The 17638-nt window shown below is 45.3% G+C and carries 11 protein-coding genes and 2 tRNA genes; all 13 read left to right on the forward strand.

The window, feature by feature from the left end; translation table 11 throughout:
• Positions 1–39 precede the first annotated feature (39 nt).
• Positions 40–564 (forward strand): peptidoglycan-associated lipoprotein Pal, encoded by a 525-nt coding sequence (gene pal / locus KDM90_RS13870; RefSeq protein ID WP_212676231.1) that lies wholly within the window; start codon positions 40–42, stop codon positions 562–564.
• Between the two features lie 161 nt (positions 565–725).
• Positions 726–1487 carry a tol-pal system protein YbgF gene (gene ybgF, locus KDM90_RS13875; RefSeq protein ID WP_230409814.1) on the forward strand — a complete coding sequence of 254 codons (762 nt, stop codon included), beginning with the start codon at positions 726–728 and terminating at the stop codon, positions 1485–1487.
• Positions 1488–1540: 53 nt separating this feature from the next.
• Positions 1541–1616: transfer RNA gene (locus tag KDM90_RS13880), tRNA-Lys, on the forward strand.
• Positions 1617–1716: 100 nt separating this feature from the next.
• Positions 1717–1792, forward strand: a tRNA-Lys gene (locus KDM90_RS13885).
• Positions 1793–2054: 262 nt separating this feature from the next.
• Complete coding sequence (locus tag KDM90_RS13890) at positions 2055–3098, forward strand: LacI family DNA-binding transcriptional regulator (RefSeq protein ID WP_230409815.1); 1044 nt, start codon at positions 2055–2057, stop codon at positions 3096–3098.
• Between the two features lie 724 nt (positions 3099–3822).
• Positions 3823–6129 carry a TonB-dependent receptor domain-containing protein gene (locus tag KDM90_RS13895; protein WP_212676232.1) on the forward strand — a complete coding sequence of 769 codons (2307 nt, stop codon included), beginning with the start codon at positions 3823–3825 and terminating at the stop codon, positions 6127–6129.
• 202 nt (positions 6130–6331) lie between these two features.
• The gene (locus KDM90_RS13900) at positions 6332–8314 is read left to right on the forward strand and encodes an alpha-amylase family glycosyl hydrolase (RefSeq protein WP_212676233.1); all 1983 of its coding nucleotides are present in this window, start codon (positions 6332–6334) and stop codon (positions 8312–8314) included.
• 77 nt (positions 8315–8391) lie between these two features.
• Positions 8392–9390, forward strand: coding sequence for a PfkB family carbohydrate kinase (locus KDM90_RS13905; protein WP_212676234.1), 999 nt, complete (start codon positions 8392–8394; stop codon positions 9388–9390).
• 34 nt (positions 9391–9424) lie between these two features.
• Complete coding sequence (locus KDM90_RS13910; protein WP_230409816.1) at positions 9425–10735, forward strand: MFS transporter; 1311 nt, start codon at positions 9425–9427, stop codon at positions 10733–10735.
• A 119-nt stretch (positions 10736–10854) separates the two neighbouring features.
• Positions 10855–11748 carry a class I SAM-dependent methyltransferase gene (locus KDM90_RS13915; protein WP_212676235.1) on the forward strand — a complete coding sequence of 298 codons (894 nt, stop codon included), beginning with the start codon at positions 10855–10857 and terminating at the stop codon, positions 11746–11748.
• Between the two features lie 336 nt (positions 11749–12084).
• A complete protein-coding gene (locus KDM90_RS13920; RefSeq protein WP_212676236.1) occupies positions 12085–13542 on the forward strand; it encodes a Ppx/GppA phosphatase family protein in 1458 nt (485 codons plus the stop codon).
• 84 nt (positions 13543–13626) lie between these two features.
• Positions 13627–14175 carry a hypothetical protein gene (locus tag KDM90_RS13925; protein ID WP_230409817.1) on the forward strand — a complete coding sequence of 183 codons (549 nt, stop codon included), beginning with the start codon at positions 13627–13629 and terminating at the stop codon, positions 14173–14175.
• 608 nt (positions 14176–14783) lie between these two features.
• Positions 14784–17618 (forward strand): TonB-dependent receptor, encoded by a 2835-nt coding sequence (locus KDM90_RS13930; RefSeq protein WP_212676237.1) that lies wholly within the window; start codon positions 14784–14786, stop codon positions 17616–17618.
• Positions 17619–17638: the final 20 nt, after the last annotated feature.

A 17638-nucleotide genomic window follows, 5' to 3' on the forward strand; every position in this document is an offset into this window, starting at 1 on the left:
TTGATTTACCGTTTATTACCTATCAGTCAGGAGAAAAAAATGCGTTTAACTTCAGCATCTAAAACCGTTGCTTTGCTGCTTGCCAGCGTTGCTTTGATCAGTGCATGCAGCACACCAGTGAAATTGGAAGAGCCAGCGAAGATTGTTGAAAAATCACCAGAACCAGTGAAAGCAGATACACGCGAAATCGTTCCTGTTAAAGCTGCGGAAGTGGATCCTTTGACACAAGGTGCATTGGCGAAGCGTAGTATTTATTTTGATTTCGACAGCTATGTATTGAAGGACGAATTCAAACCAGTAGTTGAAGCGCATGCAAAATACTTGGTAGCTAATAAAGGCCGTAAAATTTTGGTGCAAGGTAACACAGACGAACGTGGTGGTCGTGAATACAATTTGGCGTTGGGTCAAAAACGCGCGGAAGCAGTACGTAAAGCCTTGGCTTTGTTGGGTGTAGCCGATGCACAAGTTGAAGCGGTTTCTTTGGGTGAAGAAAAACCGAAAGCGACTGGCAGTGATGAGGCATCTTGGGCTGAAAACCGTCGCTCAGATATTATCTATCAATAATTGTCTTATTCGTCAGTTGACGAAATAGTGATGTATTGATTAGTGTTATAGAGAAAACGGACTTTGCGGTGTTCTACTGCAAAGTCCGTTTTTTTATATTGACGGTTGGTAGATTCGAGCGAATCTCCAATGTTCTGTAATTGTTGAATTTGAGGTTAACTATGAAATTGTCAAAATTCTCAGACGCATTGCGCGCTGCCTTGTTTGCCATCGCCATTTTTCCCAGTTTGGCGTCAGCGGGTTTGCTCGATGACGATGAGGCGCGCAAGGCTATTCTCAAGCTGCGTGCTGATGTCGCGGCATTAACCGCTCGTCTCGATGCTAGGATCGATGAGAAGGCGGATAAGAATAGCGCTCTCGAGCTAAATAATCAGAATGAGCAATTGCGAGCCGAATTAACGAACTTGCGTGGTCAATTGGAGGTCTTGCTAAATGATGTCGCGAATTTGCAAAAGCGACAACAAGACTTCTATACGGATTTAGATAAACGCATTCGAGCCCTAGAACCTAAAAAATTGAGTGTTGACGGCCGAGAAGTCACGATAGAGCAAAGTGAGCAGCGTAGTTATGACGCGGCAATGAGTTTGTACAAAGCTGGACAATATGCAAACGCGGTCACGGCATTTGGCGCTTTCACGATGAATTACGGTGACTCAGTGTTTGCGAGTCAGGCGCAGTATTGGTTAGCCAACTCCTACTACGCTCAACGTGATTGCAAGAATACGATTGCGGCATTGCAGACTTTGTTGAAAAATTATCCGGATAGCAGTAAGGCGCCGGACGCGCTATTGAATATTTCAGCTTGTCAGCTTGAGTTGAAAGATAAGAAAGAAAGCCGCAAGACATTGATCTTATTGATGTCAAAATATCCTGGGACAGAAGCAGCGCAGGCGGCTAAGTCCCGCTTGACGGCAATAAAATAATCAAAGCCTGTAATTGACAGGCTTTGAGAATCATCTTATAATTTCGTTCTTTCGGGTCGTTAGCTCAGCTGGTAGAGCAGCGGACTTTTAATCCGTTGGTCGCAGGTTCGAATCCCGCACGGCCTACCACGAATACAGTGAAGGACTTAGGTGAAAATCTAAGTCCTTTTCATTTACCGGATATTTCGTGTTGTTGTTTTGATTGGTTCGGTAGATGGTAGTAAGTTTTGGGTCGTTAGCTCAGCTGGTAGAGCAGCGGACTTTTAATCCGTTGGTCGCAGGTTCGAATCCCGCACGGCCTACCAAAACAAAAAAGACTCAGCCTTGGCTGGGTCTTTTTTTTGCGCATTGGGCTGTAGCGTTTTTTTGCAGGAATCTTCGGTGGCATGGATTGTTCGTCACCGTATAGGGTGATCATAACTGTATTGCGTTTGATCGGCCTTTTTTTTAAAGATTTGCGTTTCCTAGCCAATAATGTTGTCGACAGTTGTGGATCGTTGATTTTCTGTGATTCCATGCTGAAATTTATGTGATACTTGTGCCTGTCAAGTCTTACAGAACCTTGCAATGAATCAGAAATCCATCGCTCCTTTAGCTAGTTCATCCGATCAGAAACGTCTGCAGATGTCAGATATAGCGCGGTTGGCTGGCGTCTCCACGGCGACTGTTTCTCGTGCTTTAAATAAGAGTCCACTGATCAACGAAGAGACGCGTACGCGGATTGAGCAGCTGGCAAAATCTTTGAATTATTCGATTAATGTTGGTGCGCAGAATTTGCGATTGAAGCAGAATCGAACTGTGGCAGTTGTCGTTCCTTTCGATAGTGTCACTCGCCAACATTTGTCTGATCCTTTTTTTCTCGGTATTTTGGGAAGTATTGCGGATGCCTTAACGGACAGAGGCTACGATATGCTGTTGACGCGCGTGAGTGCTGATGAGTTGGATACCGCTGCGCAAATTTACGATACGGGGCGCGCCATTGGCGTCATTCTAATTGGTCAATGGCGACATCATGATCAGCTCAACCAGATGGCTGCACGTCGTGTTCCTATTGTCGTTTGGGGTGCGCAAATTCCACAGCAATTATATCTAACCGTCGGCAGTGATAATCTGGCGGGCGGTCGTTTGGCTACCGAACACTTGCTACAAAAAGGGCGTCGACGCATTGCTTTTTTTGGAGATGTTCTGCTACCTGAAGTCGCAGACCGATTTGAAGGATATCGACAGGCCCTGCGTGACTTTCAAATTCCTTTTGATGAGAAATTGGTTGTGCCTGCAGTTTTTACCGAAGAGGGTGGGCGCAATGCCGTACGAACACTGTTGGAGCGCAAGCTTGTATTTGATGGCCTCTTTGCATGTAGTGACTTGCTCGCTATGACCGCGATCAATTCCTTTCGTGAGATCGGGATGACCGTGCCCGAAGATGTGGCCGTCGTAGGCTATGATGATATTGAGTTGGCTCGTTACTTTCATCCAGCCTTAACGACCGTGCGCCAACCGATAGCAGCAGCTGGTGAAGCCTTGGTTGCTGCTGTACTTAGTTTAGCGGATGCTCGACCTTCGGTTCCTGTCCTTTTGCAAACCGAGTTGATTGCAAGAGCGTCAAGTTAGACGTACCTATCTTATTCAACAGAATCGAATTTGTTTGACGGGTACAGTGCCACTGTATTTTGACTTAGTGATCATCAATAAGCATCACTTTGCATCACCAAACATCGCTAAGTATCTATCCTTTGGATAGTCCTATCCTTGATTGACGTGTCTATCTCCCGATGCCAGTGTGATTTAGACTACATCGATAATTGAATCTTCGGCTTAATGAATGTCTGAACTATTGCAAACGATTGCAATTTGTCTTGTTTTGGCAACCGGGTTGCTCTACATCGAGTATCGATGTGATGCGTTGCAAAATTTTCGAATAAGATTATTTTTCTCATTACATTTTATGTCGATTTAATTTATTTAACTAATTGATTTTAAATGTAAATTTCTTAAATTCACGTAAGTCCCTTCAAAATTTTTGACAATCTGAGAAAAAATCAGAGTCACTCCGTAAGTATAAAAATAAATGCCGCATTGCACAATAAATAGTTATTGCAATCGATTGCATTGTGCATCTTTTGTGCGTCATAATCGAATCCATCAGTAAAGAAAAACTGAATTCGTTGCCCTCCAGGTTGTCGATCCGAGAAATCAACGATGCCGCATCCAGCTTTAAAAATGGGCGGTCGAGTGCCAAAAGTACTTGCAAGAAGTTCTTACTGAAACAAATGGCAGGTAGCCGTGCACATCGTGTGTCACGGAAATCAGATGGAACACCAAGGAGACCAAAGAAATGCGCGCAAATCAACAAAGAATTATCAGCAACTTAAAGCAAATGTCCTTCTCAGTATCGATCGCAATGCTGACGATCGCTCATGCTCAAGCACAGAATGCGTCCAGCAAAGAGAAAGAAGGCTTGAATCTTGATACCGTCGTTGTCACGGGGACGCCGATTGGTAAGTCAAAAATGAAAGCAAGCGTGTCTGTCAGTACGCTTGAATCTGATCAAATCATGCAGTCATCGCCGACGAATGCGGCGGAGATCTTGCGCGCAATTCCAGGTGTTCGCGCGGAATCTTCCGGGGGGGAGGGAAACGCGAATTTGACAGTGCGGGGTGTGCCAATTTCGGCTGGCGGAGCACGCTATGTGCAATTTCAGGAAGATGGATTGCCCATCTTGCAGTTTGGCGACATTGCATTTGTCACGCCTGATATGTATTTGAGAGCCGATGGTGGAATGAGCCACTTAGAAGTGGTGCGAGGAGGATCTGCTTCTACTTTGGCGACGAATGCACCTGGTGGCATCATCAATTTTATTACTCGAAATGGTAAAGAAAAGGGTGGCAGTGTTGGAATTAGTAAGGGTTTGGATTTTAACCAGACTCGTTACGATTTTGACTATGGAGCAGCCGTCTCGGACAAGACACGTGTATTTATCGGTGGGTTCTATCGCGTCGGTGACAGTTCGCGTCCAGCCGGGGTAACGGCAGAGGACGGTGGGCAATTACGCGCCAATTTGACCCATGAACTTGAGAATGGGTACCTTAGGTTAAGCTTGAAACATCTGGATGACAAGACACCAATGAACATGCCAGTGCCTGTCAAGAGCAACAATGGCGTCATTGCAGAAATGCCGGGAATCGATCCACGTACGGCCAGTTTCTATTCGCCATATTGGGTCAAAGATATCGTTTTGGATAAAAATAATCAACGCATCGCCACCAATATCAATGATGGTTTGCATGTCGTGAATAATGCCTTTGGAGCGGAAGCCTCACTAAACTTGGGCGGAGGCTGGACACTGGATGAAAAATTCCGCAAGTCTACGAATTCGGGTCGATTTATTTCTATTTTTCCCGCAGATAACGGCAATACCCAATCTTCCATGACCTATGCTACCGGACCCAATGCAGGTAAGGTCTACACAGGGAAAGCGATCACAGCAGCGGTGTTTAATACCTCTATCGACGACTTGGGAAGCACAGTGAATGATCTACGTATCTCGAATAGCTTCAATTTTGCTGATGGTAAATTGGCGGTCACCGCTGGCTTATTTACCTCGTTACAAAATGTCGCTTTGACTTGGAATTTCAATCACTACTTATTGCAAGCCAGTGGTGATAAACCAGCCTTATTAAACTCAGCGTCGACCATCGTTGGATCACCGGGTTTGTTAGCGCAAGGTACCGATGTTTGGGGAGGTTGCTGTAATCGTGCTATCGATGCACAGTACAAAACGACTTCGCCCTACGTGACCTTGGGCTTTGAAAGTGGGGCATGGAATTTTGACGCTAGCCTCAGGAAAGATACGCAAGATGCGAGTGGGACATACAATCAAGCAGTCAATCAAACTTACAAACAAGCGAATTTGAAGACGATTGATTACTCGGTCAATCATACCTCCTATTCCTTTGGATTTAATTTTAGTGTCGACAAAAATCTTGCACTGTTTGCGCGCAGCAGTGAGGGGATTGCTTTCAACGCCGACCGTATTATGTTTGGAAATCCGCTCGATGGCTCCATGCCTATAAGCACGAATATTGTCAAACAAAATGAGGCTGGCGTTAAATGGAAATCCGGTGACTTCAGCAGTTTTGTCACCTTCTTCCAAGCCAAAACGGATGAGTCGAATTTTGAAGCAACAACGCAGAAATTTACAGCGAATAGCTATGATGCTAAGGGCGCTGAGATTGAAGCGAGTTATCGGATTGGCGCCTTCCGCTTGAGTGCTGGTGCAACCTTAACCAATGCGTCGATCGTGAATGCAAACGATAAGTCCGTGATAGGGAAAACACCTCGTCGCCAGGCGCGTAGCATCTATCAGTTGACTCCCACTTGGAACTCTGGAGACGTCACTTTCGGCACGAGCGTCATCGGAACTTCTAAATCATGGGGTGACGATAATAATACCTTGACGATGCCTGGTTTTACCGTCGTGAATGCGTTCATTAACTATCAAATTAACGATCATGTGAAAGCATCCATCAATGCAAATAATCTGTTTAACTCGATTGGGTATACAGAAATCGAAGGAGATGGTCATGCTGCACGTTCGGTCAATGGACGTTCTGTCCGTGCATCGATTAGTTATTCATTTTAATTGAAGGGTGGAAGCACATAGGGTGTGATGGCGCTCGTGTGCTTCTGCGTGACTGCGATGATAGGTGTGATCTGTGACAGGATTTCTAGGAATCCGTCATAGATGTCTTTTTAAAGTACAACCACGATGAGTAACTGCTCATCGGATGGTGTTAGTCGACCCAGTCATTTCGATCACTTTGCAAAATTTTCTCGATCTCAACATGAATCATTCCTTTTCTCTGGCGCGCTTTTCCGAGAGTCGCCAAATCGACATGCAGCGACGCCTTGATCAGCGAATTACGGGTTTGCGTCAAAAGCTATCGAGCGTTTACGGTGAAACAGCGCAATTTGACGCGTGGTTTGAAGGATTGATTGACAATGTTCTGGAGTTGGCAAGTCAACGTAGCGATGCTTTGCTTGCACTTGATTCGCAGCGAGTAGAGAATCCAGATTGGTTCTTGCACCAGAATATGGTCGGATATTGTGCCTACGTCGATCGTTTCGCTGACAACTTGCAAGGCGTCAAACAACGTATTCCCCACTTGACGCAATTGGGTGTGCGTTATTTACATTTATTACCATTCTTCCGTGCACGCGATTTGACCATTGACGGCGAAAATGATGGCGGTTTCGCCGTTGCGAGCTTTGACGAAATTGAACCGCGTCTAGGTACGCACGCAGATTTGTTGACGTTGACCGAGGCACTACGTGCAGCAAATATTTCGCTTTGTGCCGATTTTGTTTTGAATCATGTTGCGGATGATCACCCTTGGGCGCTTGCTGCTCAACAGGGGCAACAAGCGTACCAAGAATTTTTTCACATTTTCCCCGATCGGGATCGACCTGATCAATATGAACAAAGCTTAGGCCAAGTCTTTCCGCAGGCTGCACCGGGAAATTTTAGTTACGACAGCCGCTTAGAAAAATGGGTATGGACAACCTTCTATCCTTATCAATGGGATTTGAATTATACCAACCCTGTCGTTTTTTCCGAAATTGCTTTGGCATTGTTGCGAATGGCGAATAGTGGCATCGAGGTGTTTCGCTTGGATTCCACGGCATTTTTGTGGAAGCGCATGGGTACCAATTGCATGAATCAGCCAGAAGCACACATCCTATTGCAAGCAATACGTGACATCGTAACGATAGCGGCTCCTGGCGTCATTTTGAAAGCTGAAGCAATAGTCCCAACAGCAGATTTGCCCGCCTATCTGGGCGACGCAAGTACGGGATTGCAGGAATGTCATATCGCTTATCACAGTAGCTTGATGGCCTCATCTTGGGTCGCGTTATCTGAACAGAAAGTCGATCTCCTTCAAGCGGTAATGCGAGCGACCCCTGTATTGCCAGCGCAAGCCAGTTGGCTGAATTATGTCCGCTGTCATGATGATATTGGCTGGAATGTCTTGCGTGCTGAAGCGAATGCTTGTGCTGGCAGTGAAAAGCAAGGTTTAGAACGGCTTCAGCACGCATCCGAATTTTATACTTCAGATGCGTCGAGTTTTGCCGATGGTGAACGGTTTCAGGCTAGCGATCCTCATACTGTGCATGGGACGGTCGGAATGGCAGCGTCATTGTGTGGCATTCGCACCGAAGACGCGCAACTTGAAGAGAAAGGTATTCAGCGCTTAATGTTGATGTATGGTCTCGCTATGAGTTTTGGTGGCATACCATTGATCTATATGGGGGACGAGATTGCGCAGACCAATGATCGATCCTATTGCGAAGATCCCGCACGTAGCTTTGATGGACGCTGGATGCAAAGGCCAACATTGAACACCGAAGCGTTGGCTTCATTGTCAAATAAGAACAAAGTTGCGAGCGTCGTGCACCATAGATTGTGTCATCTCATCCATCAACGTCAGCAATTACCTGCGTTTGCTGCACAGCGGGCGCGGCAAGTTATGGAGACCGGTTCCGACAAAATACTTGGTTTCGTGCGTGGGGCATTGCTGGAGCGCGATCATGTGGTGTGTTTGTTTAATTTTAGCAGTGAAGATGTGACGGTATCGGGCAGCGCCTTAGTCCAGCAACTCAATGTAATGTCTGGTGTCACTGCATCGTCACAAGATCATAATGGTTCGCGCGCTGAATGGTTGGAATCGATCCACAATTATGTGGATGTGTTGACTACCGAGGGAATGGCAGCAGAGTTTGTGATGTCACCCTATTCGCAGCGATGGTTGCATTGTGTTAGCGGATGATGGCAGACTGCAGAATATAGTTGGTTCAACTTATTTCCGCAAAAAAATTGCTAAACACTTCACATAAAACTAAACACATGATGACTGAATTCAATTCGAGTACAAAGCCGAACTTATTAATTTACGGCGAAACATTGATTGATGAGTTTCCGAGCGAAAACGTGATCGGTGGCGCTCCGTTTAATGTCGCGCGCAGCTTGGCATTGCTTGGTGCATGTCCTTGCATGGTGAGTAGAATAGGGAGCGATCAAAATGGTGAACGCATTCTCGAAGAAATGCAGAGGACAAAGTTAAGTCGACTTGGTATGCAGATAGACCCCGATCATGCGAGTGGACGAGTCGTGGTGCACATGCCCAACGCCGAAGACGCAAGCTCACATCGATTTGAGATTTTGCGAGATCAAGCTTACGATTTTATTGAGTCACAAGCGGTGCAGTCGATATTGGCTGAATATTTTAGTGAAGTGCCGCCCGATCTCATTTATTTTGGCTCGCTGATTCAAAGAAGCGCGGTCTCACGTGAAACTTTATTTGGCTTACTCGAAGCGGAACTCGCCGAGGGAGCGACGAAATTTCTCGATTTAAATTTACGCGATGGACAAGCAAGTTTGGAGACTATTACTGTTTCTCTAAACTATGCAGATATCGTGAAGTTGAATGAAGATGAGTTGCAGTTCGTACTTCATCATTGCTGTGATTCGCCCGAATGGCAAGTAAGCTACAACGAAGCAAGTTTGCGTGGTGCATGCCAGAAGTTAATGGACATTTACTATATGCAGGCGATCATTGTTACTCTGGGCGCAAAAGGATATTTCTATTTGGATTCGACTGGTGTTTGCTTCCACAGTCTCGATATGGATACTCCTAGATTAAACATTGTGGATACCGTTGGTGCTGGTGATGCCTTTGCCGCAGTCTTCATCTTGGGATGGCAAATGAACTGGCCTTTGCCTCAAAGCTTAGAGGCCGCGCGTCAATTTGCCTCCGCGATTTGTGGTGTGCGCGGAGCGGTTGCAGAATCGACGCAGTTTTATCAAGACTGGCGTAAGCAGTGGGAAGCACGCTTCGCTGGATAAGTAGAATTATTCTCATGTAAATGGAGGCCTTCGTATGCCAATGAAAAAGCCGCATCTGTCGTTTTGGCAGATCGTTAATATGAATTTTGGGTTCTTTGGCATCCAGTTTAGTTTTGGACTTCAACAAAGCAGTATGAGTCCCATTTATAGCTACTTAGGGGCAGATGAGTCGAGCTTGCCCTATTTATGGTTGGCTGGGCCAGTGACTGGCCTGTTGGTGCAGCCTATTATTGGTGCCATGAGTGATAAGACAACCAGTCGGTGGGGGCGACGAACGCCGTATTTTCTCATTGGTGCCATCCTCTGTAGCTTGGGACTATTGGCGATGCCTTTTAGTCCTACATTATGGATGGCAGCGAGTTTGTTGTGGATTTTAGATGCAGCGAACAATGTCACCATGGAACCCTATCGCGCTTTTGTGAGTGATAGGCTGGATAAGAGCCAACATTCAATAGGCTTTTTAACACAAAGTGCATTTACCGGCTTAGGGCAAACGCTTGCCTATTTAACGCCATCGCTTTTGGTATTTGTTGGAATGAATAAGGATGCCGTCAATGCGAACCATATTCCCCATATCGTCATCGCTGCCTTTTTGATAGGAGCGGTGTTTTCTTTAGGTTCAATTTTGTGGACTTTGAAAACGACACCAGAACTCCCCTTGAGTAAAGAGGAAATCGCGCAGATGAATAGCCAGCCGCGCTCAATGCAAGCCACGGTGTTAGAGATTTGGACCGCGATCAGAGAAATGCCAACGACCATGAAGCAATTGGCTTGGATGAAGTTATTCCAATGGTATGCGCTATTTTGCTATTGGCAATACATTATGCTGGCTATCGCGAAGTCTATGTTCGGAACGACGGATCCGGCGTCCTCAGGATTTCGCGATGCCGGTTTACTGAATGGCCAAATGGGCGCTTTTTATAACTTCATCGCCTTCCTTGCTGCTTTTGCATTGGTGCCATTCGCTCGTCGTTTCGGACCTAAATTTGTGCACAGTGCATGTCTGTGTGTCGCGGGTTTAGGTATGTTGGCGATTCCAGAGATTCAACAAAAGGAGTGGTTGTTGCTTCCAATGATTGGAGTGGGGTTAGCATGGGCGAGTATTATGGGCAATCCCTATATCATGTTGGCTGGCAGTATTCCAAAGGAGCGAACTGGTGTGTACATGGGTATCTTTAACATGTTTATTGTGATTCCTATGATCATCCAAATTTTAACCTTACCCTTGATTTATCATCGTTGGCTTGGTGGACATCCAGAAAATGTGGTCAGGCTCGCGGGTGCATTGCTGTTGTGCGCGGCAATCAGTGTACTTTTTGTGAAGGTGGGCAAGGGACAAGAGTAAATTCATTGCGGTCGCGCATAATGAAGGTCAGGATCGAAAGAGACTGGCCTTTTTTGTTGTGTAGTCTTTGATCAAGTAAAATGGCGGTTTCGCTTCTTGCTGAATGACTGGCTCAATTTATGAAATCTGCAATCAAACAAAATTCATCGGCGTCCCAATCTGCGCAGCGGGGTTCCCACGATAAACATGAAGTCCGCCCCGGGCAGTCAATTGAATTATTGAAAGAGCTACATATTTTGACGCGTGACGGCAAAATGAATCAAGATAGCCGACGAAAATTGAAACAGGTTTATCATTTATATCAATTTATTGAGCCTTTATTGCAAGAAGTCTTAGACGAAAAAAAGAGTGTCAATCTGGTCGACCATGGTGCAGGTAAATCATACTTAGGCTTTATTTTGTACGATTTGTTTTTTAAGGGTTTGGACCAACCGCACAGCTCTTGTATTTACGGTATCGAGACGCGGGATGAACTGGTCGCTCGTTCGCGTGAGCTGGCCGCGAGATTAACTTTCACCGGCATGCAATTTCTGAATTTATCAGTGGCTGAATCAAGTCAGTCTAGTGATTTACCGGCACAGATTGATATTGTCACAGCTTTGCACGCTTGCAATACTGCAACGGATGATGCGATTGATTTTGCATTGAAGAAGAAAGCGCGTTTCATGGTTTTAGTGCCCTGCTGTCAAGCGGAAGTGGCGGCGGAATTGCGCAAGTCCAAAAACGATGTAGTAAAAAGCAATCCTTTATCTGAGATGTGGCGGCATCCTATTCATACACGAGAATTTGGGAGTCAGATAACAAATGTACTACGTTGTCTGCAATTGGAATCGCATGGGTATCAGGTGAGAGTCACGGAATTGGTGGGTTGGGAGCATTCGATGAAAAATGAGTTGATTATTGCTGAATACAAGGGCGGGAAAAACATGCGTTCCGCCCAACGATTGAGCGAAATCTTGCATTCCACCGGTCTTGATGGCTTGACACAAAGATTCTTTTTGCCCGTGAAGTAGACGTCTCTCGATCGGCAATACCAGATTTCCCTTCTTTAATCTAAGGTATCGGAATCCTGTCGTTCGACCATTTTTCTCTTGCGCCTTATCGATTTTTTTTCAAGCGCATCTTCTCCTATTGAAGGTCACGGCATTGTCACAATAAATGATTAATATCATTTATTGTGCTTCGTTGGTGAGTTCAACTTGTAGTTCCCTAATTTTCAAATGCCTGAGATATGATCACGCTTAACTTGATAAGGTAGGTGTGCGCCAATCGTTGTGGTTTGAGTTTTTTTGCGCGATATGCCGTATTGATTACGATTGACGTTTTTATTTCTTGGGAAGGACTTCTTCATGTTTGCAGCGGTTGATCTTGGCTCGAATAGTTTTCGACTTCATATCGGAAAATATGAGGGGAACTTAATTCGAGTCGTCAAGAGTGCGAGAGATCCAATTCGGCTTGCTGCTGGGCTTGATCCTTCAGGTAATTTGACATCTGAAGCGATAGAACGTGCTGTGCGTTGCCTCCGTAATTTCAAAACGGTATTAGCAGGGTATCCGATCGATGCAGTACGAGTCGTCGCGACCAATACTGTTAGGATCGCAAAGAATGCAGCTGATTTTTTGCCAGCTTTTGAGGCTGCGATAGGTTTGCCCATCGAGGTAATCTCAGGGGAAGAAGAGGGACGTTTGATTTACCTTGGTGTTGCCAATGCGTTGTTAGGGTCGTCCGAACGTCGTCTCGTTATTGACATAGGCGGTGGTTCCACTGAAATCATCTTGGGAAATGGGCACGAAATTACGAAAGTAGAGTCTTTTCCGATTGGTACGGTGAAACATAGCCAGCAATTTTTTCCGCAAGGACGTATTACTGCAGAAGGTTTTGATGCGGCAGTGTTGACTGTTCGTTCGCTGCTTGAAGATGCGGTACCCGCCTATCAGCCAGAATTTTGGAGGAATGCCTATGGGTCTTCCGGAACAGTACGCGCAATATCTGATGCCTTGTATAAAAATGGATTTGGTGATCCAGAAGTAAGCTTAGATAAATTATTGCAATTGCGCGATTACTGTATTCGAAAACAGCAGATTGAACATCTAGATCTCATTGGAATCAAGCCCGAAAGAGTGGCGATGGTCATCGGTGGCTTGGCAATTTTGATTGGCCTTTTTCAAGAGCTGAATATTGATGTTTTGAAGCCCATCGAGGCGGGATTGCGAATGGGGGTGATGTGGGATCTCTATTTAAGATCAACCAAGCGAGACCGACGCGAAAACGCGGTGCGAGATTTTTTATTGGTCTTTCGAGCAGATCAAGTTCGTGCCAATTTAGTCGCGGATATGGCGCGCGCTATATTTATTCAATTGAAGCCAAACAATGCGCAATGGGAGCACTATGTCTATTGGAGCTCTTTGTTGCATGAGGTAGGCATGTTGATTTCGCACACCGCCTACCATAAACATGGCAGTTATTTGGTGGAATATGGTGACATTCCAGGATTCACTACGCGCGAGCAAAAGTTGATGAGCCGTTTAGTGTTGAGTCAAAAAGGTAATTTGCGAAAATTGGGTGATGTCTTAGGCGATCCGGATTTTGTGAAGGCGGTGGTTGCCTTGCGACTCGCAGTGAATTTAATGCATGCGCGGGTCGAATTGGATTTCAAAGACTTTAGTCTGAGAATGAAAAATAAGATTGAACTTGAGATCAAAGCTGATTGGATTGCTTTACACCCGACAGTGAACTTTTGGTTGCGAAAAGAAGTGGAGTCTTGGCGTGAAGTCGGTATTGATTTTGTGGTGCGGTCGAGAAATTAAAGTGACGTTGCGGATCGAACTCGAACAGGCATAGTTTGATCGAAGTGAATTGGTATTTTATGGTGTCCTAAGAGGAGAGATAGTATGACAGCACTTAAACGATCGAAGTCGGCACTAGCAGAGCCGACGATGGGTAAAACAGAAGCGGGTAAACAAACACCAGTGGTGAAGACTAAGCAATCGGCTATCAAATCCAACTTGGCCGATGCGTCCGTCGAAAGATTGCGAGAAAGTCGTGCAAAGAAATTGGCCGTGAAGCCAATAGCGAGAAAGCCCGCAACTCAATCTACCACTAAGATAGTCAAAAAGTCCGATGTGAAATCAAGTCGTGCTGCGAAGGATAAATTGCCAATTGCAACGAAGGTGTTAGAGAAGTCGAGAAAAATGGATGATGGCATTCGTGAAAAAATAAGAAAACCAAAGTTGGTACGTGATAGCTTTACCATGCCTGAGGCCGAGTATGCCGTTTTGAGCGAGGTAAAAAAGGCATGTATCGCGGCGGGTGTCGAGGTTAAGAAGAGCCAGTTGCTACGATTAGGTTTGGTGTTGTTGCAGAAGACGCCTGTCACTAGGCTAAAGAAAATGCTTTCAGGTCTTACCCCTTTAAAAGCTGGGCGACCAAAAAATCTCTAAATCACCTCATCCTGATTCAGCCGTGAAACGGAAAGAAATAAGCTAGACCGTCCGTTATTCTGAGTAAGTCGGATTTGCAAAACCGTTAGTCCTTGATTGGCTAGCGGTTTTTTTATTTTTTATCGCAGTCGATGTGCTGCTTGGACCTTCAGCACGACGATATGGCGAGACAAACAATGTGAAATATTGCCACAAGTTAATATTAATGCTTGCAATTCATTTTATTTGGGCTAGGGTGAATAAAGAAAATTAAAAAATATCTAAAGCGCTTTGAATAAATTCCATCAAAAAATCTAAAGCGCTTTGAAAAAATCCATGGAATCTTGATAATGAAACTCAAAAAATGTAGTTTGACTACATCAAGTAATCGTGTGAATTTGTGGTTTTCAAGCCACGTAGTAGCGAGATTCCTCATAGGAGAAGCGGAATTCTTGCAGAAATAGGCGGTTTTTTTGATTGACAGTAAATTTAGTTTTGGTACAAACTTGCCCCAAGATTTGAATTTAAACCAAAAGTTGTTGATTCGAATTCGAAGCAAAAAAATAGAACGTAGTTTGTGATTTCCTCCCCCCCCTAGATTGCAGTGATAAAAACATTTGGAGATTTAAATGGAATTGAATCTAAATAAGCGCCAGCAAAGTTCAGGCTTGAACCGTGCCGTGGTGAAATTGACGCCGATCGCGGCTGGTTGCGCGATGATGCTGGCTTTGAACTCCGGTGCAGCCTATGCACAACAAGCGGAGACAGCGAAAGAAGCAGCTAAGGCAGATGCAACGCAAGGCGTTGATACAGTTGTTGTGACAGGTATTCGTCGCGGTATCGAAGCGGCGATTTCTCTGAAGAAAAATTCGACTTCCATCGTAGAAGCAATTTCTGCTGAAGATATCGGTAAATTGCCTGACTCTAGTGTTGCAGAGTCTATTGCGCGTTTGCCAGGCGTGACTGCGCAACGTAGCCGTTCTTCTGGTAAAGCTGCAGATATTAGTGTGCGTGGATTGTCGCCATCATTTAACGGTTCCTTGTTGAATGGTCGCGAACAAGCATCGACTGGTAACGCACGTGCGCCTGAGTTTGATTTGTTCCCAGCAGAATTGATGGGTTCTGTTTTGATTTACAAAACACCTGATGCATCTTTGATTGGTCAAGGCTTGGCTGCAACGATTGATTTGAATACCTTGAAACCATTGGACTTCGGTAAGCAAGTAATTTCCGCTGCTTATCGTAAGCAACGTACTGGTGTGAAAACCGCCTCTGAAGGTTCTGGTGATCGTTACTCTTTCTCCTATGTGGATCAATTCGCTGATCGCACAATCGGTTTGTCTTTAGGCTTCACTAAGTTTAAAGAAGATGGCGGCGCACAACAAAGATTTAATACTTGGGGTGGTTGGTCTCCAGAAGTTGATTATAACGGTGCGAAAGTCAAAACCATCGGTGGCTTCGGTGCTGACACGGAAACCAGTAAGAGCGACCGTGACGGTGCATCGATGACTTTGCAGTTTAAGCCAAACAAAAACTTCAAATCGACAGTTGATGTATTTTACTCAGCGGGTAGCTCGAGTTTGAAGAAAACAGGTTTGGAAGGTGCCGTTGCGGGTTCCGCTGGCGGCTATGATCCAGATGGCGTATTGAGCAATGCAACGATCGTCAACGGCGTGGCAACTGCAGGGACGTTCAGCAACTATAAAGGTGTTGTGCGTAATCACAAAGAATCAGCGAAAGATAAATTTACTTCTATCGGCTGGAACAGTGATTTGAAACTCGACGATTGGACATTGAATGCAGATTTGGCTTACTCCAAAGCCAAGAAAGATGCATCACGCTATGAAACAACCGCAGGTCAGCCAGGTGATGCGACCAACCTCGCGTCGATCAGCTACACCGGTTTTAATGGTGGTAATTTTAATGATGTCAAATATACGACTAGTTTGAACTTTGGTGATCGTAATGTTGCGAAGTTGACAGACGTTGACGGTTGGGGTGGCGGCGTCAATTCGCCTCAGGCTGGTTATGTTGCGTTGCCGACTGTAGACGACAAAGTAACGAGTTTCCGTTTGAATGCGAGTCGCAATGTTGATTTTGGTCCTATCGTTACCGCTCGTTTTGGTATCAACGGTACAGATCGTGAAAAAATTCGCGCAGGCCAAGAAGGTCGTTTGGTTGTTAAAGGTGCGAATGGCTATGCGACCGCGACAGTGCCGGGCACTGCAGTGGGTGTAGCTGGAACGACCGGTTTGCCGATTGTCTCATTTGATCCTGAAGGCTCATTAGGTTCAATCTATGAATTGGCGCGTTGGGTTGATGCTTCTGTGTTAGCGAAAGACTGGTCTGTACATGAAAAAGTGACGACAGCTTATGCGATGGGCGATCTTGACGGTCAGATGCTCGGATTGAACTACCGCGGTAATGTCGGTTTGCAGTTCGTTCATACTGATCAATCTTCAACCGGTAACCAAGTTGATTTGGCGAACTGCACAGGCATCACGGCAGCAACTTGTCCATCAAGTGTCGTGGGTGGTGGTACGAAGTACTCGAATATTCTGCCAAGTTTGAACGTATCCTATGAGTTGGGCAATGATCAGTTCTTCCGCGTTGGTTTAGCGAAAATCATGTCTCGTGCAAATATGGATGATATGCGTGCGAGCCAAGCATTCGGCGTGACCACGCAAGGAAATAATCCGATTTTGACTGGTAGCGGTGGTAACCCAAATCTGAAGCCTTTCTTGGCGAAATCTTTGGATCTATCATACGAGAAGTATTTTGGTAACAAAGGTTATTTCAGTATCGCTGGATTCTATAAATCTTTAGATACCTACATCTATCGTTCGCCAACAACATTTGATTTTGCTCCTTATGTCAGTGCAAAAACGCCGTTGCCTTTGACTGGTGCGTACAAAGGTTCAACCGTTGGTTTGTTGACTTCACCACGTAATGGTGAAGGCGGCAATATCTCTGGTTTTGAAATGGCAATCAACGTGCCGTTCAATATGTTCTCATCTTACCTCGATGGCTTTGGTGCGATGTTGAATCACTCAGATACATCGAGCCAAATTACTTTGCCAGGCTTTGGCTTTAGCAACGTGGCAGTGAGCTCTTTGAACATTCCATTGCCAGGTTTGTCGAAGAAAGTCAGCAACTTGCGTCTGTACTACGAGAAAAATGGCTTCCAAGTGGCTTGGGCTGCACGTAAGCGTTCTGATTTCTTGGGTCAAGTTAGCGACTATCAAGACAATATGCAGTTGACGATGGTGAAGGGTGAAACGCTGGTTGATTTGCAAGCATCTTACGAATTCCAAACCGGCTGGTTGAAAGGTTTGTCTTTGTTGATTCAAGCGAATAACTGGAACAACACGCCATTCCAAGAGTACAACACAGATCCTAACGTGATTACGAATAAAGTGACTTACGGTAGAACCTATTTGTTCGGTGCAAACTACAAGTTCTAATCTGAACTAAGTAAAGACCC

This window comes from Affinundibacterium fentianense (genome assembly GCF_018139545.1).
GTDB classification, from domain to species: domain Bacteria; phylum Pseudomonadota; class Gammaproteobacteria; order Burkholderiales; family Burkholderiaceae_D; genus Undibacterium; species Undibacterium fentianense.